This window comes from Arthrobacter sp. RT-1 (assembly GCF_003367205.1).
Classification (GTDB): Bacteria; Actinomycetota; Actinomycetes; order Actinomycetales; family Micrococcaceae; genus Arthrobacter.
In genome coordinates, this window is the sequence record NZ_QRGQ01000019.1 from 65,448 (window position 1) to 89,194 (window position 23,747).

Sequence of the window (23,747 nt, forward strand, 5' to 3'; positions counted from 1 at the left end):
GCTAGATCAGTTCAGTCAGGGAATCGCTGAGCCGGACCAGTTCGTGGTCGTGCGACGCCACCAGGACGGCGATTCCATCGGACGTGGTGTCTTTCAGGATACTGATAATGCGGTTGGCGGATGCGCGGTCAAGGCTGGCGGTGGGCTCGTCCACCACCAGGACCCTGGTGCCCAGGATCAGGGCCCGGGCGATGGCCACGCGCTGGCGTTCGCCGCCGGACAGCTGGGCGGGGCGGTGCCGCATCCGGCGGCCCAGGCCCACCAGGTCCAGCAGGTCCTTGGCCATGTCCCGCCGCTGGTCCACTTCACCGTCGGGAACGGCGGGCAGGAGCACGTTTTCGAGGGCGCTCATACCGTCGATCAGGGCGCCGCCCTGGTCCACGTATCCGATCAGCGCACGACGGCGGTCGGCGATTTCGTCGTCGCCCATGCTTTCCAGGGAGTCGCCTTCCCAGAAGACGCGTCCCGACGTCGGCAGCGTGAGTCCCGCGCCGACGGTCAGGATGCTGGTCTTGCCTGAGCCGCTTCGGCCGGCGACGCAGTGCATCTCGCCGGCGTGCAGGGTGAGGTCGAAGCCTTCCACAACGCTGACGGCTTCAGCACCGCCCTTGCCGCCGCCGTAGCGGATGGTGATGTCGCTCAGCTCCAGCGGGGTGGCGTGGTCGGCCTCCTTGACGATGGTGTTGGCGCGGGTCTGCAGGGGAACCTCGCCGGAGCCGCCCCGGCGGCTCCGCTGGACATTGGTCGGGTTTGTCATTGGACCACTTTCGTTGCAATCGGTATCCAGCAAAGTACAGCCACGAGGCCGGCGACGCCTGCCCACAATGCGGCATAGGGTGCCAGCAGGAGGCCGATGCCCAGGGCGCCCAGCACGCCCAGCGGCAGGGCCACGGTTCCTACCAGCGCGTTTTCGAAGAGCCGGACCTGGCGGAGCATGTCCGGGTTCCATCCCATCGCCTCAAGGATGCCCAGGTACTGGCGCTTGGCGTTGAGCTCAAACCGGCCGGTGACCAGTGTCAGCACCAGGCCCACCACAACCCCGGCGAGTGCCAGGAGGATGCTCGGCAGCGCGACGCTGGCGGCGGCGAGCCCGCTCAGGGCGCTGGCGCCGGCCGCGCGGGGGATGTCGATCAGCAGGGCGATCAGCCCGCCCACAGCGGCACCGAACACGCCGACGGCGACGGCCAGGGACAGCGTGTTGAATTTGTTGGTGCCCAGCTGCCGGTTGGCGAAGGTCAGCGGCGAGTCCACAGGAATTAGCCGCTCGTCGTGCTGCGGCTCCTGGTCGATGACGTCGCGGTGGCGGAGCTGCTGGGCTGCGAAGAGGGCAGCGCCTGCGTAGAGCACCAGGACGGCGACGCACACCAGGGCCGTCGCCAGGCTCCAGCTGAGCAGGCTGAGCACGATGCCGGCCACTGCCAGCAGCACGGCTCCCACGCCGAATTCCTCCAGCACCCAGCTGCGGATCCGCCGCTGCGTCCAGCCCATGGCCCGGAGGGTGCCTGCTTCGCTTCGCCGCTTGCGGATGTAGCTCACTGTTGACGCGCCGGTCAGCAGGGCGGCACCGCACAGGGTCAGGAAGAGCAGGGTGATGTTGGTTCCCGACAGCGATCCGGTGACTGCCTCCGCCGCATTCTGCCGGACCCAGGACTGCTGGACGGTGCCCAGGGCAGATTCCTTGCCGGCGTCGTCCTTGGAGTATCCGGGGACGAAGATGCTGGCGTCCTCACGTGCGGAGCCGGCCACGATGGTGGCTTCGAGGCCCATGGCGCGGATTTCGTTGGCGAGCTTTTCCACCTCGGGCTGGGCTTCCTTCCAGCTGCCCGGCGCCTTGGCACGGACACGGATGGCGTCGATGACGTCGGCGTTGTCCGTGTAGCCGCGGGCGGCAGCCAGACCGTAGTAGTCGGTGATGGCTCCGGCAGACTGGCTGGCGAGGCCGGTGGCGCTCAGGGAGGGTTCCAGCTCGGTGGCGGGCACGTCCTTGTCCTCGGCATCCTTGACCAGGGTGAACGGGGTGGGGTCGTAGCCGCCAAGGGGCAGCTTGTTGACGTCGCCGGCGGCCTCCGCCACAGCGGCGGGATCAAAGGTTCCGTAGACCATGGCCAGCGGAGCTGCCACCTGCTCCCCTGTGGCCAGGTTTTCCCGGTAGGAACGCTCATCCACGGGTTCGCGCTGGGTCTGGTCCACGGGGGTGCCGTTGGCGCTCTTTTCAGGCAGCCGGTTGATGGTTACCCATTCGCCGGGAACCGCGGTCTTTTCCACGGCGCCGTTGGCTGCGGCCTCGCCGTCGGTGTATTTGGGGGCGGCGGCAAAGTCGGTGCTCCAGGTGGCAGGGGTGTAAAGGCCCTGGTTGAAGTTGCCGGTGCTGCCCAGGAGGGAGGAGTGGTCCGTGGAGCCGGGCCAGGACAGGACGAAGGGGTCCTTGGAGACGAACGGCAGGTAATCCTTGTCCAGGGAACGGGAGACGGTTCCGACGTCCTTGACCACCTTGCCGGCGTCGTCGATCTCTTCGATCTTGACGTTGTACTTCAGGTCCAGGGAGGTGCCCGAGCGGACAATCAGCGGAATGGCCTGGGAGTCGGCGGTCAGCTGGCCGGTCCGCTTTGCCTGCTGGTACTGGGTCATCAGGGGTGCCCAGTACTTGAGCTTGACGCCCAGGAAATCCGGTCCTTCTTCGAGCTGGTCGAGGCCGATGCCGTTGGTGAAGAGGCCTTCGAAGTAGCGTCCGATGGCTCCGGCGTCGCGGGCGTCGGCAGGCGGGGCCTTCTCCAGCGGGGCAAGGAAGTCACCGGAGGATCCCAGCAGGGCGCGCTCGGCGGCGGGGTCCACGGCCACCACGGATTCCGTTACCTCGGGGGCCAGCGGCAGGGACACGGACAGGTTGAAGAGGTTGTGCTCGGAGCCGCCGGCCGGCGCGGGGAACTTGATGCCCGTTTCACCTTCGGGCGCGGCAATCCGGATGCTGTTGCCGCCGGCGGCCTTTTCCTCGACCAGCTTTGCCTTGCCAAGGCTTCCCTCGGCAGTGGATTTAAAGAGCGTTTGTTCGGAGACGCCGTCGGAGCTCACGGCGCTGGCGGTGAGGCGGTACTTCTTGGTTTCGTCGCTCAGCACGGACTCGGCCGCGGGCCACTTGTCCGGAGCCGTGGCGCCGGCCGCCTGGTCCGCCGTGGCGGTTCCGGCCAGCCCGGCGTTGTAGCCGAGGTAGTCCATGGCGTCCAGGCGCGGGGACTCAAGGTTCTGCGTGACGCGGGAGACCAGGCTGATGGGGGCGGCAACCGACGTGCCGGACAGCTTCCGTATCGAGTCCAGTTGTTCAAAGCTGATGCCACCGGTGCCGTTGGCGATTTCGGGCTGCAGCAGCGCACCGGAGGGCGCTTTCGCCTGGACCAGGACGTCGTAGAGTCCCCGGGAATTTTCATCCACGGTCCTGTTGAGTGCAGCCTGTGACTGGCTTTGGACGAGGACCGACAAGCACATGGCTGCGATCAAGATGGCCGCGGTCAACAGCAGCACTTTGCTTCTGATGAACCTCTGGACGGCGTTCATTGAACTCCCTGAAACCTGGATTGCGTGCGCACATACGTGTCCGGCCGGGCCGGACATGGGCGATTAACGGACGGATGTGCAAAAGGTATTGGCCGGTCTGCCGGCCCGGTCCTGAATCAGGACCCAGCCATTGTAAGCAGACCGGCCAATCATACGTGGCCCCGCTGGGGCGCGCCGAGGGGAGCCGCTGGTACGGCGTTTCCCGGATCCTGGGCTAGTCCTCCAGGTCCACTTCCCGGACCATCTCGGCACCGATGCCGGCCTTGATGGCGTCGAGGACCTGCTGCGGCACGGAGCTGTCGATGGTCAGCAGGGCCAGAACCTGGCCGCCCTGGTCGTGGCGGGCCACCTGCATGCCGGCGATGTTGATGTTGTTCATGCCCAGGATGTGGCCGATGGTGCCAATGACGCCGGGGCGGTCGGTGTAGGCCACCACTACCAGGTGCTCACTGATGGGGATTTCAACTTCGAATCCGTTGATGCCCACCAGTTTCTGGATCTGCTTGGGGCCGGTCAGGGTGCCGGCCACGGAGATCTGGCTGCCGTCGCTGAGGGCGCCGCGGAGGGTCAGGACGTTCCGGTAGGACTCGGTTTCGGGGGTGGTGATCAGGCGGACGTTGATGCCGCGCTGTTCGGCGATGACCGGGGCGTTGACGTAGGAGACCTGCTCGGTCACAACGTCGGCGAAGATTCCCTTCAGCGCTGCCAGCTCCAGGACCTTGACGTCGAGCGACGAGATTTCGCCGGCTACCTCCACGTCGAACTGGGTCAGGGAATCGTGGGTCAGCGCGGTGAAGATGCGGCCCAGCTTTTCGATCAGCGGGATGCCCGGGCGGACGTCGGGAGCGATAACGCCACCGGCCACGTTGACGGCATCCGGAACCAGTTCGCCGGCGAGGGCGAGGCGGACGGACTTGGCAACGGAAACGCCGGCCTTTTCCTGGGCTTCGTCGGTGGAGGCACCGAGGTGCGGGGTCACCACCACGTTGTCCAGCTTGAAGAACGGCAGGTCGGTGCTGGGCTCCTTGGCGAAGACGTCGACGCCGGCACCGGCGATTTCGCCGTCCTGCAGGGCCGTGAAGAGGGCTTCTTCGTCCACGAGGCCGCCGCGGGCGACGTTGACCACGTAGGCGGTGTTCTTCATCTTCTTGAAGGCATCGGCGCCGAGCATGCCCACCGTTTCCGGGGTCTTGGGCATGTGGATGGTGATGAAGTCGGACTGGGCCAGGAGCTCGTCCAGGGTGACCAGCTGCACGCCGAGCTGCGCTGCGCGGGCGGAGGTGATGTAGGGATCGTACGCAAGGATCTTGGTGTCAAAGCCTTTGAGCCGTGCTGCCACCAGGGCGCCGATCCGGCCGAGGCCGATGATGCCGATCTTCTTCTCGAACAGTTCAATGCCGGTGTACTTCGAGCGCTTCCACTCGCCGTCCTTGAGGGCGGCGCTGGCCTGCGGAATGTGGCGGGCGAGGCTGAGGATGTGGCCCACGGTGAGTTCGGCGGCGGAGACGATGTTCGACGTGGGGGCGTTAACCACCATGACGCCGGCCTGGGTGGCGGCTTTGATGTCCACGTTGTCCAGTCCGACGCCGGCGCGGGCGATGACCTTGAGGTTCTTGGCGGCCGCGATGGCCTCGGCATCGACCTGGGTCGCGGAGCGGACCAGGATGGCGTCAACGTCGCTGATCGCCGAGAGCAGCTGGGAACGGTCGGCGCCGTCGGTCTGGCGGATTTCAAAGTCCGGGCCAAGGGCCTCGACGGTGGCGGGGGAAAGTTCTTCGGCGAGCAGTACTACGGGTTTTGACACGGCTGATCCTCTGCGTTGCAGTCCTGGGGATGGAACAAGTCTAGGCCGACGGAAAGGCCGGGCTCACATTGTTAAGTGTGAACCCGGCCTCACGTTGCCCGTTATGGGGGGAAGGAACCGGCAGCCTTAGCGGGCTGCGGAGCCTTCAACGTAGTCCACGTCCTGCTGCTGCCAGGAGAACAGGGAGCGCAGCTCGCGGCCAACACCCTCGATGGGGTGCTGCTCAGCCTTGGCACGCAGTTCCTTGAACTCGACGCCGCCGTTGTCCTGGTCCTCGATGAACCGCTTGGCGAAGGCACCGGACTGGATGTCGGCCAGGACGGCCTTCATGTTTTCCTTCACCTCGGGGGTGATGACGCGGGGGCCGGAGACGTAGTCGCCGTACTCTGCGGTGTCGGAAACGCTCCAGCGCTGCTTGGCGATGCCGCCTTCCCACATGAGGTCGACGATGAGCTTGAGCTCGTGCAGCACCTCGAAGTAGGCGATCTGCGGCTGGTAGCCGGCTTCGGTCAGGGTCTCGAAGCCGTACTGGACCAGCTGGGACACGCCGCCGCAGAGGACAGACTGCTCGCCGAAGAGGTCGGTTTCGGTCTCTTCCGTGAAGGTGGTCTTGATGACGCCGGCGCGGGTGCCGCCGATGGCCTTGGCGTAGGACTTGGCGAGGTCCCAGGCGGCGCCGGAGGCATCCTGCTCGACGGCGATGATGTCGGGGATGCCCCGGCCCGCCTCGAATTCGCGGCGCACGGTGTGGCCCGGAGCCTTCGGGGCCACCAGGATGACGTCAACGCCTTCCGGTGCCTGGATGTAGCCGAAGCGGATGTTGAAGCCGTGGGCGAAAGCCAGTGCCTTGCCCGGGGTCAGCTTGTCCTTGATGGAGTCATTGAAGATCGAGCGCTGGTGCTGGTCCGGTGCCAGGATCATGATGACGTCGGCCCATTCGGCGGCGTCGGCAACGTTCTTGACCGTGAAGCCTGCGTCCTCGGCCTTGGCGGTCGACGTCGAACCCTCCTTGAGGGCGATGACAACCTCGACGCCGGAATCGCGCAGGTTGAGGGCGTGGGCGTGGCCCTGTGAGCCGTAGCCAACGATGGCAACCTTGCGGCCCTGGATAATCGACAGGTCGGCGTCGTCGTCGTAGAACATTTCAGTCACTTGCGTAACTCCTCTTGAGTGGTGTGTAGATAGGTGTTGTGTGGTGGTGCGGTTACGGGCGGTGGTCCGCCAGGGCATTCGCCTAGGCGGAGCGCAGCGCCCGGTCACTCATGGAGCGGGATCCCCGTCCAACGGCCAGGGTGCCGGACTGCACGATTTCGCGGATGCCGAAGGGCTCCAGCACTGAGAGCAGTGCCGTGAGCTTCTCGGGATGGCCGGTTGCTTCAATGACGACGGAATCGGTGGAGACGTCGACCACTGAGGCGCGGAACAGGTCTGCAGCCTGGGTCACCTGCAGGCGTGTTGCGGCATCCGCACGTACTTTAACCAGGATGTGGTCGCGTTGTACGGAAGATTCGGGGGTGAGCTCAACGATCTTGATGACGTTGATCAGTTTGTTGAGCTGCTTGGTGACCTGTTCGATCAGGTCGCCGTCGGCGTCGACCACCACGGTCATCCGGGAGATGCCGGGGACTTCGGTGGGGCCGACGGCCAGGGAGTTGATGTTGAAGGCGCGGCGGGCGAAGAGGCTCGCAACGCGGGTCAGGACGCCGGGCTTATCTTCAACCAGGACGGACAGTGTGTGGCGGCTCATGGTCAGTCCTCTTCTTCCCATTCCGGGGTCATGTTGCGGGCAACCTGGATCTGGTCGTTGCTCACGCCGGCGGGCACCATCGGCCACACCATGGAGTTGGGGCTCACCACGAAGTCGATGACCACGGGGCGGTCGTTGATCTCCAGGGCTTTCTGGATGGTGGCGTCGATGTCCTCGTCGCGTTCGCAGCGGAACGAGGCGCAGCCGTAGGCCTCCCCCAGCTTGACGAAGTCCGGGATGCGGACGGTGTCGTGGCCGGTGTTGAGGTCGGTGTTGGAGTAGCGGCCCTCGTAGAACAGGGTCTGCCACTGGCGCACCATGCCCAGCGAGGAGTTGTTGATGACGGCAACCTTGATGGGAATGTTGTTGATGGCGCAGGTGGCCAGTTCCTGGTTGGTCATCTGGAAGCAGCCGTCGCCGTCGATGGCCCACACCACGCGGTCCGGTTCGCCCACCTTGGCGCCCATGGCCGCCGGAACGGCGTAGCCCATCGTCCCGGCGCCGCCGGAGTTCAGCCAGGCGTGCGGGCGCTCGTACTTGATGAACTGCGCGGCCCACATCTGGTGCTGGCCCACGCCTGCCACGTACACGCCTTCGGGGCCGGTGAGGGCGCCGATGCGTTCGATGACCCGCTGCGGGGCGCTGAGCCCGTCGTCGGGTTCAGTCCAGCCCAGCGGATAGGTTTCCTTAAGGTTGTTCAGGAAGGCCCACCAGGTGGTGAGGTCCGGTGTGCCGGATGCGTCGAACTGCGTGCGGACGGCCTCGGTCAGTTCCGGAATGATTTCCTTGACCGATCCCACGATGGGAACGTCGGCGGTGCGGTTCTTGGAGATTTCCGCGGGGTCGATGTCGGCGTGGATGACCTTGGCCATCGGCGCGAAGGTCTTGAGCACACCCGTCACGCGGTCATCGAAGCGGGCGCCGAGGGTGATCAGGAGGTCGGCCTGCTGCAGCGCGGTAACGGCTGAGACGCTTCCATGCATACCGGGCATGCCGACGTGCTGCGGGTGCGAGTCCGGGAAGACGCCCTTCGCCATCAGGGTGGTCACCACGGGGGCACCGGTGGCTTCGGCGAGGGCCAGCAGTTCGGCGCTGGCGTGCGCCTTGACCACGCCGCCGCCGACGTACAGGACCGGCTTGGTGGACGCGGCAATGAGCTTCGCGGCCTCGCGGACTTGCTTGTTGTGGCCGCGGGTGACGGGCCGGTAGCCGGGCAGGTCCACTTTGGGCGGCCAGGAGAAGGTCATCTGCCCCACCTGGGCGTCCTTGGCCACGTCCACCAGGACGGGACCGGGACGGCCGGTGGAGGCCAGGTGGAATGCTTCCGCCATGACATGCGGAATGTCATTGGGATCGGTCACCAGGAAGGAGTGCTTGGTGATGGGCATGGTGATGCCCACGATGTCGGCTTCCTGGAAAGCATCGGTGCCGATCACCCCGCTGGACACCTGGCCGGTGATGGCCACCAGCGGCACGGAGTCCATGTGGGCATCCATGATGGCGGTAACGAGGTTGGTGGCACCCGGGCCCGAGGTGGCGATGCAGACGCCAACCCGTCCGGTGACCATGGCGTAGCCTTGCGCGGCGTGGCCGGCTCCCTGTTCGTGACGGACCAGCACGTGATTCATGGTGGAGGCCATCAAGGGGTCGTAGGTGGGCAGGATCGCGCCACCAGGCAAACCGAAAATATCGTCGACGCCGAGTTCTTCGAGCGAGCGGACAATAGCTTGCGAGCCGGTCATCACCGTTGGGGGTACAACGTTGTTCGGCCCAAGGACAGGAGAGACGGCAGCAAGGTCGGCGACGACGGCGGCATGGTCAGCCGTGCGGTCGGCGCGTTCCGGAGCCTTGGCGGCTCCAGTGGACTTGGTAGCCATCAGCGAGGGGCTGATGGGCGATCCTTTGCTCATCGGACTCTTCCTTGTGGATCATCTGTGGTTCATGGAAACAGCGGGAAATAAAAAAACCCCTCAGCCTGAGCGGCTCTTCGAGGGGTTTGCGCGTGACGGTTCGTTACCGGAGGAGGCTAATGTGCCACGCGCTTGGTAAGGACGACGACGGTGCCGGCGGTAACGAAAGTCATGCGTTCAGTTTTCCCTCTGGCGAGATACGTGTCAACGAGCCGCTACCCGATCTCACCATGTGGACATCATTGTCCACGTGCTGATCCTACCCCGAACCTCCGGCGCAAGCGCCGTCCCCCGGGGCCCCGGGATCAGCCCTTATTAAGCCCTACCGCCTCCGGCAGTCGTGTCGCCGCCGGAGGCATGGGGTACTCAGGCATCAGCCGCAATATGCGCCTGTACTGGCGCTGTGCACCAGCTTGGCGTACTTGGCGAGCACACCCTTGGTATACCTGGCCGGCAGCGGCTCCCAGCCCACCTTGCGGGCTTCGAGTTCAGCCTCGTCCACCAGCAGGTCGAAGCTGCGCGCTGCGATGTCCACGCGGATGCGGTCGCCGTCCTTGACGAACGCGATGGGGCCACCGTCCACCGCTTCGGGCGCGACGTGGCCGATGCAGAGGCCCGTGGTGCCGCCGGAGAACCGGCCGTCGGTGAGGAGCAGGACGTCCTTGCCGAGGCCCGCACCCTTGATGGCGCCGGTGATGGCAAGCATCTCACGCATGCCCGGCCCGCCCTTGGGTCCTTCGTAGCGGATCACCACAACATCGCCGGCGTGGATCCGGCCGTTGTCCAGCGCGTCCAGGGCACCCTGTTCGCGCTCGAAGACGCGGGCGGTGCCTTCGAAGACGTCGGCGTCGAAGCCTGCGCTCTTCACCACTGCGCCTTCGGGGGCCATGGTGCCGTGCAGGATGGTGATGCCGCCGGTCTTGTGGATCGGGTTGTCCAGCGCGCGCAGGATCTTGCCGTCAACGTCCGGCGGGTTGATGGCGTCGAGGTTCTCCGCCACGGTCTTGCCCGTGACGGTGAGGCAGTCACCATGCAGCAGGCCGGCGTCGAGCAGTGCCTTCATGATCACCGGCACGCCGCCGATCTTGTCCACGTCGGTCATCACGTAGCGGCCGAACGGCTTCAGGTCGCCCAGGTGCGGAATCTTGTCGCCGATGCGGTTGAAGTCATCGAGGGTCAGCTCCACCTCTGCTTCGCGGGCAATGGCCAGCAGGTGCAGGACGGCGTTGGTGGAGCCGCCGAAGGCCATGGTGACGGCGATGGCGTTCTCGAACGCCTTCTTGGTCATGATGTCCCGGGCGGTGATGCCCAGGCGGAGCAGGTTAACCACGGCCTCGCCGGACTTGCGGGCGAATTCATCACGACGGCGGTCTGCCGAGGGCGGGGCGGCGGAGCCCGGCAGGGACATGCCGAGAGCCTCGCCGATGCAGGCCATGGTGTTGGCCGTGTACATCCCGCCGCAGGCGCCTTCACCCGGGCAGATGGCCTTTTCGATGCGGGTCAGGTCTTCCATGCTCATCTTGCCTGCGGCGCAGGCCCCGACGGCCTCGAAGGCGTCAATGAGGGTGACTTCCTTTTCGGAGCCGTCCTCAAGCTTGACCCAGCCGGGCATGATGGAGCCGGCGTAAAGGAAGACGCTGGACAGGTCCAGGCGGGCGGCGGCCATGAGCATGCCGGGCAGGGACTTGTCACAGCCTGCCAGCAACACCGAACCGTCGATGCGCTCGGCCTGCATGACGGTCTCCACGGAGTCTGCGATGACTTCGCGGGAGACCAGTGAGAAGTGCATGCCCTCATGGCCCATGGAGATGCCGTCCGAGACGGAGATAGTGCCGAACTGCATGGGGAAACCGCCGCCGGCGTGGACGCCTTCCTTGGCGCCCTGTGCAAGCCGGTTCAGCGAAAGGTTGCAGGGGGTGATTTCGTTCCATGAGCTGGCGACACCCACCTGGGGCTTTGCGAAGTCGTCATCCCCCATGCCGACCGCCCGGAACATGCCACGTGCCGGTGCGGCGTGGATTCCGTCGGTAACGACCCGGCTCCGGGGTTTGATGTCAGGCTTGTTCTCGGTTGCGATTTGGGTGTCACTCATAGGTGAAAGTCTATGGCTCCACGCGTGGCAGCAACGACCGCGAAGCTCCGGTTAAGCGCAAAATCAGGATTATTTCAATTAGATAGTGGACTGTCATCTCGCATAATGAGATGCCGACCGCCGGGCCGACCAGTTGCTGTGGCGCAGGTCACCGGGACGCCCGCTTTCCAGCCCCGGGATCCCGCCGTGGTTCGCTGCCCGGGACGTTGCCGTCGGCGGGACGCCCGGAGGAACATCCGGGCCGGTCAAAGTGCTGGACAGCGATGTGGACCCGACGTAGCGTCGGGGCAAGGGACCTTGCCGACCGACCGAAGGGCTTGCCATGGAAGCTGTCTTCTTGATCATTCTGCTCGCTGTACTGGTGGGTGTTGTCTGGTGGAGGCTGAACGCCAAGAAATCACCCGCTGCCCGAGGTGACGCCGGCCAGGCCGACGTGGCCCGCAGCGACCGGGGAACCCGCACTGATGGTGCTCTTTCCGGCGGCAGCGCCGCGGCGTCGGCCGAGGCCGCGGGCACCACGGGAATTCCCACAGCCGCGGGCTTTGGCCGGCCGGCCGAGCCCGCCGCGCCCGTCACTGCGGACGAGCCGACAGAAACATCGGCCTCGGTGGATGCACCACGTCCTGAACGCACAGGTTCAGGTTCTTCCGCAGCCTCCCCCGCCGGCACGGCTGGAGCCGGCGCAGCGACCGCGGATGCGGGTGCTGGTGCGGCAACTGCGGGAGCCGGCGCAGCGACCGCGGATGCGGGTGCTGGTGCTGGTGCGGCGACTGCGGGACCCGGCGACGACCGCCGACGCCAGGACCAGGCCGAATGGGAAACCCAGTGGTCCGAAGCCAGCGGCGCTCCCTCCGCCCGGACCAATCCAACCCCGCCAAAGCAGCCGGTCGCAGAGAAGACGGGGACGCACCCGGAAGCAGCACCGGTCCATCACGCCGAGTACACCGAACCGCACGCCGCCACGCTTCCCGGCGCCGAGTCCGCTGCCGTGGAAGAAGCGGACGACGACGGCGCGGCAGCCTCCGCCGTCGGACGTTCAGCAGACCGGCCAGAGGCTGCGGGCGTTTCCGGCGGCACCATCCCGGCCGGTGCCGCCGCAGCCGAAATGCAGGACCGCACTCAGTCCTCTGCCCTCGTGGAGACCGGAGCGGACCATCTGCCGGAACAAGAGGCATCCCCGCATGGTCACTCGCCGGAGGCTGCCGGCCACCTGGCGGCCGACGAACCGTACGGGGCAGGCTCTGCCGCCGCGCGTGCCGATGGCAGCGGGCCGGCAGATTACGGCGTCAAGGCCGATGCCGGCGCCATGGTCTATTACGAGGAGGGGCACCCGGACTATGAACAAGCCAGGGCTGATGTCTGGTTTGAGTCGGCCGCCCACGCGGAGGCGGCAGGCTTCCGTGCCCCACGGCGCAGGCGCCTCTAGGAGCAGGTCCGGCCCGGCCTCAAGGACGAACCTAACCCTGCTTCCTCCCCACGCGGGGAGGAAGCAGTAAATCCTGTGGCCCATTTCACACGTGCGCAGGGGTGGATCAGGGCCGGGATCTTGACTCCTGAAGGAGGTTTCCGGCTTCCCGCAGGCAACCACACCCTTGATTTTGCGCGGATTTTGCCGCTGCCGGGATGATCATCCACCCGCACGGCCGGCCGATTTCACATGCACCAAAAGTTCGTGTAGAGTTTCATGTCGTTGCGGAGATCAACGGGGAAAGAAAAGCCCCGAATGATTGAAACAAAAAGATGCACCTCTAGCTCAATTGGCAGAGCAATTGACTCTTAATCAATGGGTTCCGGGTTCAAGTCCCGGGGGGTGCACCACTGGGAAAACAGCCTCCGGCTTTGCGGAAACGCAAGCCGGGGGCTGTTTTGTTTGTGTCCCCAACTAACGGCACAACAAAAAAGGCGTGACCACAGTTTGCATACTGCGGTCACGCCCCGCCGGCCGGCGGCGAAGTGTAGTCAGGGTGAATTTTCCACGAGCGCGGCGGCGTTGCCGGGCGTGGTGGCGAACTGGCTTGCGAGCTCCCTGACCACTGCCTGGAGCTCCTGGCGAAGGACTTCGGGATCAATGGACGCCGAAGCCAGGACGGAACGCTCCATCTCCACTGCGGCAGCGACCGCCTCCTTGCCCCGTTCGGTCAGGGACACCACGTGGCTCCTGCGGTCAGACGTGCTGCGCACACGGGCGATATGCCCGTGGGACTCCAGCCGGCTCAGGGTCTTGCCCATTGTCTGGGCCTGCACGCGCACATATTGGGCAAGCTGGGCCTGGGTCATTGGGCCCTGCGCGTTCAGCACCTCGATGGCAATGACCCCGGCGTGGGTCAGGCCGATGGCACCAAGTTTTTCGTTCCAGGAGTGTTCGACGAGGCGCGCAGCAGTGGACAAGAGGCGCCCCGTGGGCCAGTGATCCATATCAGGCATAGCAGCAAGTATAGCCAAGTGCCGATTAGCACTGGTTCCTCCCCCTTACTAGGCTGTTGTGACCCGCCTGCTACAAGGAGAAAAACATTGGCCGACAGACTCGTTACCGGTGATGAAGCGCCCGGTTTCACATTGAAGGATTCAACCGGCAAGGACGTTTCCCTGTCCCCCGGTGAAGGCCGCCATACAATCGTCTACTTCTACCCGGCCGCTTCCACTCCTGGCTGCACCAAGGAAGCCTGCGACTTCCGTGACAGCCTCGCTTCACTGCAGTCCGCGGGGTACGACGTCCTGGGAATCTCGCCGGACCCCGTCGAAAAGCTGGCCAAGTTTGCTGCCAGTGAGGAACTGAGCTTTCCCCTGCTCTCGGACCAGGACCATGCTGTAGCGGACGCCTATGGCGCCTGGGGTGAGAAGAAGAACTACGGCAAGACCTACCAGGGCCTGATCCGGTCAACCATCGTGGTGGATCCGGAGGGCAAGGTGGCGCTTGCCCAGTACAACGTCCGCGCTACCGGCCATGTCGCCAAGCTGCGCAGGGACTTGAAGCTGGACGCCTGACCGGCAGCGTTGCCTGCTCCGGTCGTGCCGGGGCAACGCTACAATAAAGACTGGCATCCGCCGTCGTACCTTTTGTGTGACGCCGGCAGGACGCCTGGCGCGAGTGGTGAAATTGGCAGACACGCAGGATTTAGGTTCCTGTGCCTTCGGGCGTGGGGGTTCAAGTCCCCCCTTGCGCACCAAGAAATACAAGAATCCCCCGGTTCACTACCGGGGGATTTTTGTGTTTATGCCCTGCGGGGCAACCCTGGAACTGTTCCCCGAAAAAGGCCTGATTCGTAATCCTCCGAAAAACTCCTTGGATTCCACCCATCCGTATCTGCGCACCGGCCGAATACCCAGTGAGACACCAGCCAAGGGCAGGTGCCCGCCAGCCAGACAAGAACAATGCCGTGAACACCAGTCCGCGGCAGGCATAACGCCATAATCCAAGGAGAACTCACATGCAGACAATCAAGCGCACAACTTTCACCGTCGCAGGCGTTGCAGCTGCAGCTCTGCTGAGCCTGACCGCGTGTGGCGGATCCGCCGGCTCGTCAAGCTCCTCGGCACCGGCCGAGTCCCCCGCACCTTCCAGCATGGCCCCGTCCCCGTCGGCCAGTTCCTCGGCCGCGGCCATGGACCCGGCCGCCAACCTGGTGGGCCCCGGCTGCGCTGGCTACGCCGAGCAGGTCCCCACGGGAGCCGGTTCCGTTGAGGGCATGGCCCTTGACCCGGTGGCAGTTGCCGCCTCCAACAACCCGATCCTGACCACCCTCACCGCCGCTGTATCCGGCAAGCTGAACCCCAAGGTGGACCTGGTGGACACGCTCAACGGCGGCGAGTTCACCGTCTTCGCCCCGGTGGATGAGGCCTTCGCCAAGATCGATGCAGCCACCATCGAAACCCTGAAGACCGATGATGCCCTGCTGAGCAAGATCCTGACCTACCACGTTGTTCCGGGCCAGATCACTCCTGACAAGATCGCCGGCACGCACGCAACCGTCCAGGGTGGTTCGGTGACGGTTACGGGCAGCGGCGACGCACTCAAGGTTGACGATGCAAGCGTCATCTGCGGCGGTGTCCAGACCAAGAACGCCACGGTCTACCTGATCGATTCGGTGCTGATGCCCAAGTAGCCCCCGGCAACCCGCGCCTTTGAAGCCGTGCCCGCACAAGCGGGTACGGCTTCAGTGCTGACCGGCCTCCCCGGGAGCCTGGACCCGGTCAACTAGACTGGGTCCCGCGGCCCGCAAGCGGCGGAGCCGGCAAGATCCAGAGGTGATAAACGAGTGCCCAGCAGTACATCGCGGCGGGCGGTCCTTAAGGCCGGCACCGTCCTCCTGGCGTTGGGGGCAACCTCGTGCACGGCAGTACCGTCCCCCTCACCGTCGTCGGAATCACCCAGCGCCACAACCCCTGCCGAGCCCACCGCCACCTTCAACTTCGGCACCGCCGCACAGCCCCTGGGACTGGACCCCGCCCTCTCCAGCGACGTGGAATCCCAGCGCATCACCCGCCAGATCCTTGAAGGCCTGGTGGGCGTGGACCAGACCACCGGCAAGCCGACACCCCTCCTTGCTACTGAATGGAGCGAGTCCAACGAGGGCCGCTCCTACACTTTCACGCTCCGCACCGACGTCACCTTCCAGGACGGCACGCCGTTCAACGCCGACGCTGTCTGCGCCAACTTCAACCGCTGGTTCGCCTTCCCGGCAGACCTGCGCCGGCAGGCACCCGGCAGTTCCTTCAAGGGAGTGTTCAAAGCCCACTCGGACGAGCCCGACCTGTCTATTTTCAAGAGCTGCACCGCACTCTCTGCAGACACTGTGCGGATCGACCTCACCCAGCGCTTCACGGCGTTCCTCCAGGCCCTGACGCTGCCGGCCTTTGCCATGGCGTCTCCCGCGGCCCTGGCGTCCGGCACCGCGGACGTCCTTGACCAAAGCCGCGGCGGGCGGCCAGTCTCCGCCTTCGCCACCCGCCCTGTGGGCACAGGCCCGTTCAGCTTCGCGTCATGGGACGAGCAGAGCGTCACCCTGGTGACCAACAACACCTACTGGGGCGACCGGGGACAGATCGCCACCATCAACTTCATGGCATACAACCACCCCCAGACCAGGCTCCAGGCCCTGCTCGACGGCAAGATCGACGGGTATGACGCCGTCACGGTGGGGAACTTTGACCAACTGGTCAAACGCGGCAAGCAGATTGTCCAGCGCGATCCGTTCTCGGTCATGTACGTGGGCATCAACCAGGACATCCCGGTGCTGCAGAACCAGAAGGTCCGGCAGGCAATCGAAATGGCAATCGACAAGGACACCCTGATCCGCAGGTTCTTCATCGACAACACCGCCAGGGCGACCCAGTTCGTCCCTCCCAAGATCAGCGGCTTCAACAACGATGCCCCCGAGCTGGGCCACGATCCGGCCAAGGCCAGGGAGTACCTCAAGGAAGGCGGCTACGCGGGCGAGGAACTGAAGTTCTACTATCCGTTGAACGTCACCCGGCCGTACCTGCCCACTCCGGAGAAGGTCTATGCCGAGATCAGCCGGCAACTAACGGCTGTGGGGTTCAACATCCAGCCTGTCCCCGTGGACTGGTCGGACGGCTACCTCCAAAAGGTCCAGTCACCCGGCGACCACGCGCTGCACCTGCTTGGCTGGAACGGCTCCTATTCCGACGCCGACAACTTCGTGGGCCCCCTCTTCGGTGAAAAGAACGGTGAGTTCGGCTACCAGGACCCGCAGGTCTTTTCCAAGATCAACCGGGCACGCGGCCTGCCGGAAGGCGAGGAACGCGATGAGCAGTACCACACCATCAATGCCCAGATCGCAGCCACCGTGCCGGCGGTTCCCATCGCCTTTCCCATCTCGGCCCTGGCCCTCTCCGACCGCGTGGTGAGCTATCCCGCATCGCCGGTCTTAAATGAAGTTTTCACGAAGGTGCAACTAAAGCCTTGACGGACTGGTCCAATTTCAGTATGTCGGCTGCCCGGGGATATTCTGTGACAGCCAGAGCCGCTGCAATCGGAGACTGATCGTGACCTTCATTTCCAAGACCCCACATGCCGACGTCGTCCTGATTGGCGGCGGCATCATGAGCGCCACGCTGGGGGCATTTCTCAAGCAGCTGGAGCCGAACTGGACTATTTCCCTGTTCGAGCGGCTGGACCAGCCCGGACTGGAAAGCTCCGACCCCTGGAACAACGCCGGAACCGGCCACGCTGCCCTCTGCGAACTCAACTATTCCCCTGCAGCCAAAGACGGCTCAGTGAACCCCGCCAAAGCCCTGCTCATCAATGAGCAGTTCCAGCTCTCCCGGCAGTTCTGGTCCCACCTGGTGGACCGGAACCTGATCGGCTCGCCCAAGGGCTTCATTAACACGGTGCCGCACATGAGCTTCGTGCTCGGTGAGGACCACACCCGGTTCCTGAAGACGCGGTATGAGGCGCTGAAGCCCCACACCCTGTTCCGGAGCATGGAGTACTCCGAGGACCACGCCCAGATCGCCAAATGGGCGCCGCTCATCGTCAAGGGACGCGACCCGAAGCAGCGCATTGCCGCCACGCGCGCCGTCGAAGGGACCGACGTCGACTTCGGGGCACTCACCCGGGAGCTGACCACCTACCTCGGGAACAACGGCGTCGAAATCAATTACGGCCACGACGTGACCGGAATTTCCCGGGCGTCCGGCGGCGGCTGGGACCTCTCCCTGAAGTACCCGAAGTCCGGCGAACACGGCAAGATCCACGCCAAGTTCGTCTTCGTCGGCGCCGGCGGCGGGGCCCTCCACCTGCTGCAGGCCTCCGGCATCCCGGAGAGCAAGGGCTATGGCGGCTTCCCCGTTTCCGGCCAGTTCTTCCGCTGCACCGACGAAACCATCGCCGCCCAGCACAGTGCCAAGGTCTACGGCCAGGCGTCGGTGGGTGCTCCCCCCATGTCCGTCCCGCACCTGGACACGCGGTACGTCAACGGCAAGCGGTCGCTGCTGTTCGGCCCCTACGCCGGGTTCTCCACCAACTTCCTGAAGAACGGCTCCTACCTGGACCTGCCGCTCTCCATCCGCCCCGGCAACATCATCCCCATGCTGGCCGTGGCCAAGGACAACATGGACCTCACCGCGTACCTGATCAAGGAAGTGGCGAAGCGCCACGGGGACAAGGTCGAGGCGCTGCGTGAGTACTACCCGGAGGCCAAGGACGGCGACTGGGAACTGATCACCGCCGGCCAGCGTGTACAGATCATCAAGAAAGACCCGCAAAAGGGCGGCATCCTGCAGTTCGGGACTGAAGTGATCGCCGGCCGTGACGGCTCCATCGGTGCGCTTCTTGGCGCCTCCCCCGGAGCATCAACCGCTGTTCCCATCATGATCGAACTGCTGCAGAAGACGTTCCCCAAGAACTTCAAGGGCTGGCAGTCGAAGCTGAAGGACATGATGCCCGGCTACGGGGTGAAGCTGGATGAAAATCCGGACCTCGCCGTCGAGCTGGAGCAGGCAACCGCCAAGTCCCTCCAGCTGGAGGGCGTTTCCGCCAGCCGCTGACCCTGCCGGGGTCGGCGGCCGGCACCATCGGGTCCGCACCAGTTAGTCAACCCCACAGGAGTTCATGCGATGTTCCGGCTGGCACACCTTTCACTGGCGAACCGGGCGCTGATCGCACTGATCACTGTTTTCGCTTCCGTTTTCGGCGTGATCACCATGTCGTCGCTGAAGCAGGAGCTCATTCCCTCCATTGAGTTCCCCCAGATCACGGTGCTGACTGCCATGCCGGGGGCCTCTCCGGAGGTGGTGGACAAGCAGGTCAGCGGGCCGCTGGAGACTGCACTGAACGGCGTGGAGGGGCTGGAATCCACCTCCTCCACGTCGCGCACCGGGGTTTCGCAGATCACGATGGTCTTCACCTACGGTTCCAACCTGGACCGGGCACGGAACCAGATCGACCGGGCCATCTCCAATGCCAAGCGGTCCCTGCCGGAGGACGTCCAGCCGCAGGCCATTGCGGGCAGCATCAGCGACTTCCCCATCGTGTTCCTCGCGGTGTCTTCGGACAAGACCCTCAGTGAACTGAATGCGGACCTCCAGCGGCTGAGCGTGCCCCGGCTGCAGAAGATCGACGGCGTCCGGGGCGCTGATGTCACAGGCGGCGCCTCCCAGCACATCGAGATCCTCCCCCGGAGCGACGCAATGGCGTCTGCCGGGGCGTCCATTACGTCCATCCGGGATGCGCTGGCAAACAACGGCGCGCTGCTGCCGGCCGGAACGCTGGAGGAACAGGGCAAGACGCTCTCGCTGCAGATCGGCAGTCCCGTCGATTCGCTCGACGCCATCAAGGCCCTTCCGTTATCCGGAGCGAAGAATGCGGCCACCATCGGCTCGGTGGCGGACGTGTCCCTCCAGGACGACGAGCGGACGTCCATCACCCGCACTAACGGGACCGAAACCCTGGCCGTGTCCGTCACCAAGAAACCCGAGGGTGACACGGTGGGCATTTCGCATGCAGTGCGGGACACCCTGGACGAACTGGAGGCAGAGCTCGGCTCCAACGCGAAGTTCACTCCGGTCTTCGACCAGGCACCCTTCATTGAAAAGTCCATCAAGGACCTCACCACCGAGGGGCTGCTGGGGCTGGGCTTCGCCGTCGCCGTCATCCTGGTCTTCCTGATGTCCGCACGCTCCACCCTGGTCACCGCGGTATCCATCCCGCTGTCCCTGCTGATCACCTTCATCGGGCTCTCAGCCACCGGCTACTCGCTCAACATCCTCACTTTGGGTGCGCTTACCATCGCCATTGGCCGCGTGGTGGACGACTCGATCGTCGTCATCGAGAACATCAAGCGCCACCTTACCTACGGCGAGGACAAGGTCACCGCCATCCTCACGGCCATCCGCGAAGTGGCCGGCGCCATCACGGCCTCCACACTGACCACCGTTGCCGTATTCCTGCCCATTGCCTTCGTCGGCGAGCTGGCAGGTGAGCTGTTCAGGCCCTTCGCCCTGACCGTCACCATGGCGCTGCTCGCATCCCTGCTGGTCTCGCTGACCATTGTTCCGGTGCTCGCCTACTGGTTCCTCCGGACCCCCGGTGCCTCCGGAAGCTTCCAGCCTGATTCCCCCGCTGCCCGGTCATTTGCCGCCGAGGCGCGGGCGAAGGCCCAGGAAGCCGAACAGCGCAGCAGGCTGCAGCGGGGCTACCTGCCCATCCTCAGTAAGACGCAGAAGCACCCCGTCATCACCCTGGTGGCAGCAGTCCTGGTTCTCGGCGCCACCGCCGCCATGACCCCGCTACTCGCCACCAACCTCCTGGGCAATTCGGGCCAGAACAGCCTGACGGTCCGCCAGGTGCTGCCGGCCGGAACCAGCCTGGCGGACACCAGCGCCGCGGCGATCCGCCTTGAGGAGGTCCTGCGCGGGATCGACGGCGTCAAGGACGTCCAGGTGACGTCCGGCAACGCGCAGGCCGGCTTCGCCGCCCTCATCTCCACCGGCTCCTCAAACTCCACGTTCACTGTGGTGACCGACGAGAAGGCAGACCAGGTGCAGCTGCAGGACACCGTCCGTTCGGAGCTGGCCAAGGTACCGGATTCCGGCAAGGTTTCCGTGGGAACGCAGCAGGGCGGCTTCGGCACGTCCTCCACCGTGGATATCACCCTCAAAGCCGCCACGACGGCGGATCTGCAGGCAGCCAGCGACACCATGGTCGAAGCGATGAACGGTGTGCCCGGCACCAGTGAAGTGGCAACCAACCTTGCCGCCACCCAGCCGGTGGTGCAGGTCAAGGTGGACAGGGCCAAAGCCGTGGCCGCCGGCCTCAACGAGGAGCAGGTCGCCGGCGTCCTGGCATCCACCATCAGCCCCATCCCGGCAGGGGAAGTACGGATTGACACTGACGACTTCCCCGTCCAAATCGGCCAGGGCACCAGGTTCACCAGCATCGAAGCCGTCCGCAACATTCCGCTGCCGGCAGGCAGCGCCCCCGTCACCCTGGGCAGCATCGCCTCGGTGGAGCAGGTGGAGGTCCCTGTTTCCATTACCGCCAGCAACGGCCAGCGGACCGCACGGGTGTCCGTCACGCCGTCGGGGTCCAACCTGGGGGCGGTCAGCGCCGAAGTCCAGAAGCGGCTCGCGGATGTGCAGCTGCCGCCGGGGGTTACGGCGGAAATCGGCGGAGCGACAACGCAGCAGGCCGAGTCCTTCAGCCAGCTTGGCCTGGCCCTGCTGGCGGCCATCGCCATTGTGTACGTCATTATGGTGGCCACCTTCAAGTCCCTTATCCAGCCGCTGATCCTGCTGGTCTCGGTTCCGTTCGCTGCCACCGGAGCCGTGGCGTTGCTCCTGGTGACCGGTGTCCCGCTTGGCCTGCCGTCCCTGATCGGCATGCTCATGCTGGTGGGCATCGTTGTCACCAATGCCATCGTGCTGATCGACCTGATCAACCAGTACCGGCAGCCGCGGGACGGACAGCCGCGCATGAACGTTGCCGACGCCATCACCCATGGCGCCCGGCAGCGCCTCCGGCCCATCCTGATGACCGCACTGGCAACCGTGTTTGCCCTGACACCCATGGCCATGGGGCTCACCGGCGGCGGAGGCTTCATCTCGCAGCCGCTGGCGGTAGTGGTGATCGGCGGCCTGATCTCCTCCACCGCCCTGACCCTGGTCCTGGTCCCGGTCCTGTACAGGCTGGTGGAGGGCCGGCGCGAGAAAAAGGCCCTGCTGCGGGAGCTTCAGGAGCGTCCCGAATTCGGGGCTGCCACCGATGTGGACGAGGAGTTCCAGGACTGGACCACCGGCATGGTTCCGAAGGTCAGCGGACGCCGGGCGGCTCCCGGCAGTACCGAGTAAAAACAGCGGAATATTTTCGTGCGGGATGCGTTGTATCCGTCGATAGATGCAAATGCATCTAAATTGGTCTACACTGGAACCAAGCCAGCAAGTCCATGAACGGAAAGGCACATCATGCAGATCGGTGTTTTCAGCGTCAGCGACATCACCACGGACCCCACCACGGGCCGGACCCCCACCGAGAACGAGCGCATCAAGGCCTCCGTTGCCATCGCCAAAAAGGTCGAAGAAATCGGCATGGATGTCTATGCCCTGGGTGAGCACCACAACCGGCCGTTCTTCTCCTCCTCCCCCACCACTACCCTCGCCTACATCGCCGCGCAGACCGAACGCATCACGCTGTCCACGGCCACCACGCTGATCACCACGAATGATCCGGTCAAGATTGCCGAGGACTTCGCCATGCTCCAGCACCTTGCGGACGGGCGCGTTGACCTGGTGCTGGGCCGCGGCAACACCGCCCCGGTCTATCCGTGGTTCGGCAAGAACATCCAGGACGGCGTGGAGCTGGCCATCGAAAACTACAGCCTGCTGCGCCGGCTCTGGGACGAGGACACCGTCAACTGGTCGGGCAAGTTCCGCACGCCGCTCCAGAACTTCACCTCCACCCCGCGCCCGCTCGACGGCGTCGCCCCCTTCGTCTGGCACGGCTCCATCCGCACCCCGCAGATCGCGGAGGTGGCTGCCTACTACGGCGACGGATTCTTTGCCAACAACATCTTCTGGCCCAAGGAGCACTACCAGCAGCTGATTGGCCTTTACCGTGAGCGCTACGAGCACTACGGGCACGGCAAGGCGGACCAGGCGATCGTGGGCCTGGGCGGCCAGTTCTTCATGCGGAAGAACTCCCAGGATGCCGTGAAGGAATTCCGGCCCTACTTCGACAACGCTCCCGTCTACGGGCACGGACCGTCGCTGGAGGACTTCACATCGCAGACACCGCTGACAGTCGGCAGCCCCCAGGAAGTCATCGAAAAGACCCTGACGTTCCGTGAGTACTTCGGGGACTACCAGCGGCAGCTGTTCCTGATTGACCACGCCGGGCTTCCGCTGAAGACCGTGCTGGAGCAGCTGGATCTGTTCGGCGAGGAAGTCCTTCCCGTCCTGCGCAAGGAGTACGCTGCCCGGAAGCCGGCGCACGTCCCTGAGCCGCCCACCCATGCAGCCCGCGTGGCCACGCTGCTGGCCTCGCAGGACGCCGAGAAGACCTCCGCGGAGGCGTGATGGCTGCCGGAGGATCGGAATCACCCGTCCGCCTTGCCGCAGAGACCTGGGAGTCACTGTTCCGGGCACAGGTGGCGGTCATGCGGAAGCTGCAGTCGGGCCCGGCCTTCCGGAAGCTCGCGGTGAATGAGTACGACGTCCTGTTCACGCTCTCCCGCTGCCCGTCCGGCTGGCTCCGGCTCAACGAGCTCAACGACAACGTCCTGTTGAGCCAGTCCAGCCTGAGCCGGCTGGTGGAGCGGCTGGAGAAGCGGGGGCTGGTGGCCAGGATGCCGGCCCCGGAGGACGGCCGCGGCGTGCTGCTGAAACTGACCGACGAGGGGCGGGAACTCCAAAAGGAGATTGGCCGCGAGCACGTGCGGGACATCTCCGCGCTGGTGGGCCCGGCCCTCACCGCTGCGGAGCAGAAGGAACTCCGAAGGCTGACCGACAAGCTTCGGAGCTCCCTGGGCCCGCGCCCGCCCCGCTAGCGATGCCGCGTCGCTGTCGCTCCGTGATGGGAGAAAGTATGCCCTCGCCTCACCGGAGCTCTGGCTTGGGCTATGGGTTTGGGTTGATCATGGTGGTGTCTGCCACGGTGGACGCCGGTTTGCCTATGGTGCTGTAGTTGAG

16 protein-coding genes and 2 tRNA genes are annotated in these 23,747 nt (G+C 65.1%); 10 read left to right on the forward strand and 8 right to left on the reverse strand.

Annotation, left to right across the window (positions count from 1 at the left end; genetic code table 11):
- Window position 1: 1 nt before the first annotated feature.
- The 7 genes from DXK94_RS15005 to ilvD all read right to left on the reverse strand — a co-directional run bounded on the left by DXK94_RS15005 (window position 2) and on the right by ilvD (window position 11,102).
- The gene (locus DXK94_RS15005) at window positions 2–757 is read right to left on the reverse strand and encodes an ABC transporter ATP-binding protein (RefSeq protein WP_079597736.1); all 756 of its coding nucleotides are present in this window, start codon (window positions 755–757) and stop codon (window positions 2–4) included.
- Entirely contained in the window at window positions 754–3,549 is a 2,796-nt protein-coding gene (locus tag DXK94_RS15010; RefSeq protein WP_115525580.1) for an ABC transporter permease, read from the reverse strand. The genes DXK94_RS15005 and DXK94_RS15010 overlap by 4 nt, the downstream gene beginning before the upstream one ends.
- Window positions 3,550–3,763: 214 nt before the next feature.
- Window positions 3,764–5,353: a phosphoglycerate dehydrogenase gene (gene serA / locus DXK94_RS15015; RefSeq protein ID WP_079597734.1), complete on the reverse strand. Its 1,590-nt coding sequence runs from the start codon at window positions 5,351–5,353 to the stop codon at window positions 3,764–3,766.
- Between the two features lie 126 nt (window positions 5,354–5,479).
- Window positions 5,480–6,505: a ketol-acid reductoisomerase gene (gene ilvC / locus DXK94_RS15020; protein WP_079597733.1), complete on the reverse strand. Its 1,026-nt coding sequence runs from the start codon at window positions 6,503–6,505 to the stop codon at window positions 5,480–5,482.
- A gap of 82 nt (window positions 6,506–6,587) precedes the next feature.
- Window positions 6,588–7,100, reverse strand: coding sequence for an acetolactate synthase small subunit (gene ilvN / locus DXK94_RS15025; RefSeq protein ID WP_079597732.1), 513 nt, complete (start codon window positions 7,098–7,100; stop codon window positions 6,588–6,590).
- Between the two features lie 2 nt (window positions 7,101–7,102).
- The gene (locus tag DXK94_RS15030; protein WP_115525581.1) at window positions 7,103–9,010 is read right to left on the reverse strand and encodes an acetolactate synthase large subunit; all 1,908 of its coding nucleotides are present in this window, start codon (window positions 9,008–9,010) and stop codon (window positions 7,103–7,105) included.
- 373 nt (window positions 9,011–9,383) lie between these two features.
- Window positions 9,384–11,102 (reverse strand): dihydroxy-acid dehydratase, encoded by a 1,719-nt coding sequence (gene ilvD, locus DXK94_RS15035; protein WP_079597730.1) that lies wholly within the window; start codon window positions 11,100–11,102, stop codon window positions 9,384–9,386.
- Between the two features lie 322 nt (window positions 11,103–11,424).
- Between ilvD and DXK94_RS21440 the strand changes: the two genes are divergently transcribed.
- Both DXK94_RS21440 and DXK94_RS15050 read left to right on the forward strand, forming a co-directional pair.
- Window positions 11,425–12,528, forward strand: a complete 1,104-nt coding sequence (locus DXK94_RS21440) for a hypothetical protein (RefSeq protein WP_181884844.1) — start codon at window positions 11,425–11,427, stop codon at window positions 12,526–12,528.
- 316 nt (window positions 12,529–12,844) lie between these two features.
- Window positions 12,845–12,920 (forward strand) — tRNA-Lys (locus tag DXK94_RS15050).
- A gap of 141 nt (window positions 12,921–13,061) precedes the next feature.
- Here DXK94_RS15050 and DXK94_RS15055 read toward each other — a convergent pair.
- Complete coding sequence (locus tag DXK94_RS15055; RefSeq protein ID WP_079597727.1) at window positions 13,062–13,517, reverse strand: MarR family winged helix-turn-helix transcriptional regulator; 456 nt, start codon at window positions 13,515–13,517, stop codon at window positions 13,062–13,064.
- Between the two features lie 96 nt (window positions 13,518–13,613).
- Between DXK94_RS15055 and bcp the strand changes: the two genes are divergently transcribed.
- The 8 genes from bcp (at window position 13,614) to DXK94_RS15095 (ending at window position 23,605) form a co-directional block, all read left to right on the forward strand.
- Window positions 13,614–14,087: a thioredoxin-dependent thiol peroxidase gene (gene bcp / locus DXK94_RS15060; protein ID WP_115525584.1), complete on the forward strand. Its 474-nt coding sequence runs from the start codon at window positions 13,614–13,616 to the stop codon at window positions 14,085–14,087.
- Window positions 14,088–14,184: 97 nt separating this feature from the next.
- Window positions 14,185–14,269 (forward strand) — tRNA-Leu (locus tag DXK94_RS15065).
- 261 nt (window positions 14,270–14,530) lie between these two features.
- A complete protein-coding gene (locus tag DXK94_RS15070; protein ID WP_079597724.1) occupies window positions 14,531–15,205 on the forward strand; it encodes a fasciclin domain-containing protein in 675 nt (224 codons plus the stop codon).
- A gap of 153 nt (window positions 15,206–15,358) precedes the next feature.
- On the forward strand, window positions 15,359–17,029 hold the full coding sequence (locus tag DXK94_RS15075) for an ABC transporter substrate-binding protein (protein ID WP_181884845.1): 1,671 nt from the start codon (window positions 15,359–15,361) through the stop codon (window positions 17,027–17,029).
- Window positions 17,030–17,108: 79 nt separating this feature from the next.
- The gene (locus DXK94_RS15080; protein ID WP_115525585.1) at window positions 17,109–18,611 is read left to right on the forward strand and encodes a malate:quinone oxidoreductase; all 1,503 of its coding nucleotides are present in this window, start codon (window positions 17,109–17,111) and stop codon (window positions 18,609–18,611) included.
- A 69-nt stretch (window positions 18,612–18,680) separates the two neighbouring features.
- Window positions 18,681–21,911: an efflux RND transporter permease subunit gene (locus DXK94_RS15085; RefSeq protein ID WP_115525586.1), complete on the forward strand. Its 3,231-nt coding sequence runs from the start codon at window positions 18,681–18,683 to the stop codon at window positions 21,909–21,911.
- 114 nt (window positions 21,912–22,025) lie between these two features.
- Entirely contained in the window at window positions 22,026–23,135 is a 1,110-nt protein-coding gene (locus DXK94_RS15090) for an LLM class flavin-dependent oxidoreductase (protein ID WP_079597720.1), read from the forward strand.
- Window positions 23,135–23,605 carry a MarR family winged helix-turn-helix transcriptional regulator gene (locus DXK94_RS15095; RefSeq protein ID WP_079597719.1) on the forward strand — a complete coding sequence of 157 codons (471 nt, stop codon included), beginning with the start codon at window positions 23,135–23,137 and terminating at the stop codon, window positions 23,603–23,605. Before DXK94_RS15090 ends, DXK94_RS15095 begins: the two co-directional genes overlap by 1 nt.
- The last annotated feature ends 142 nt before the right edge of the window (window positions 23,606–23,747 follow it).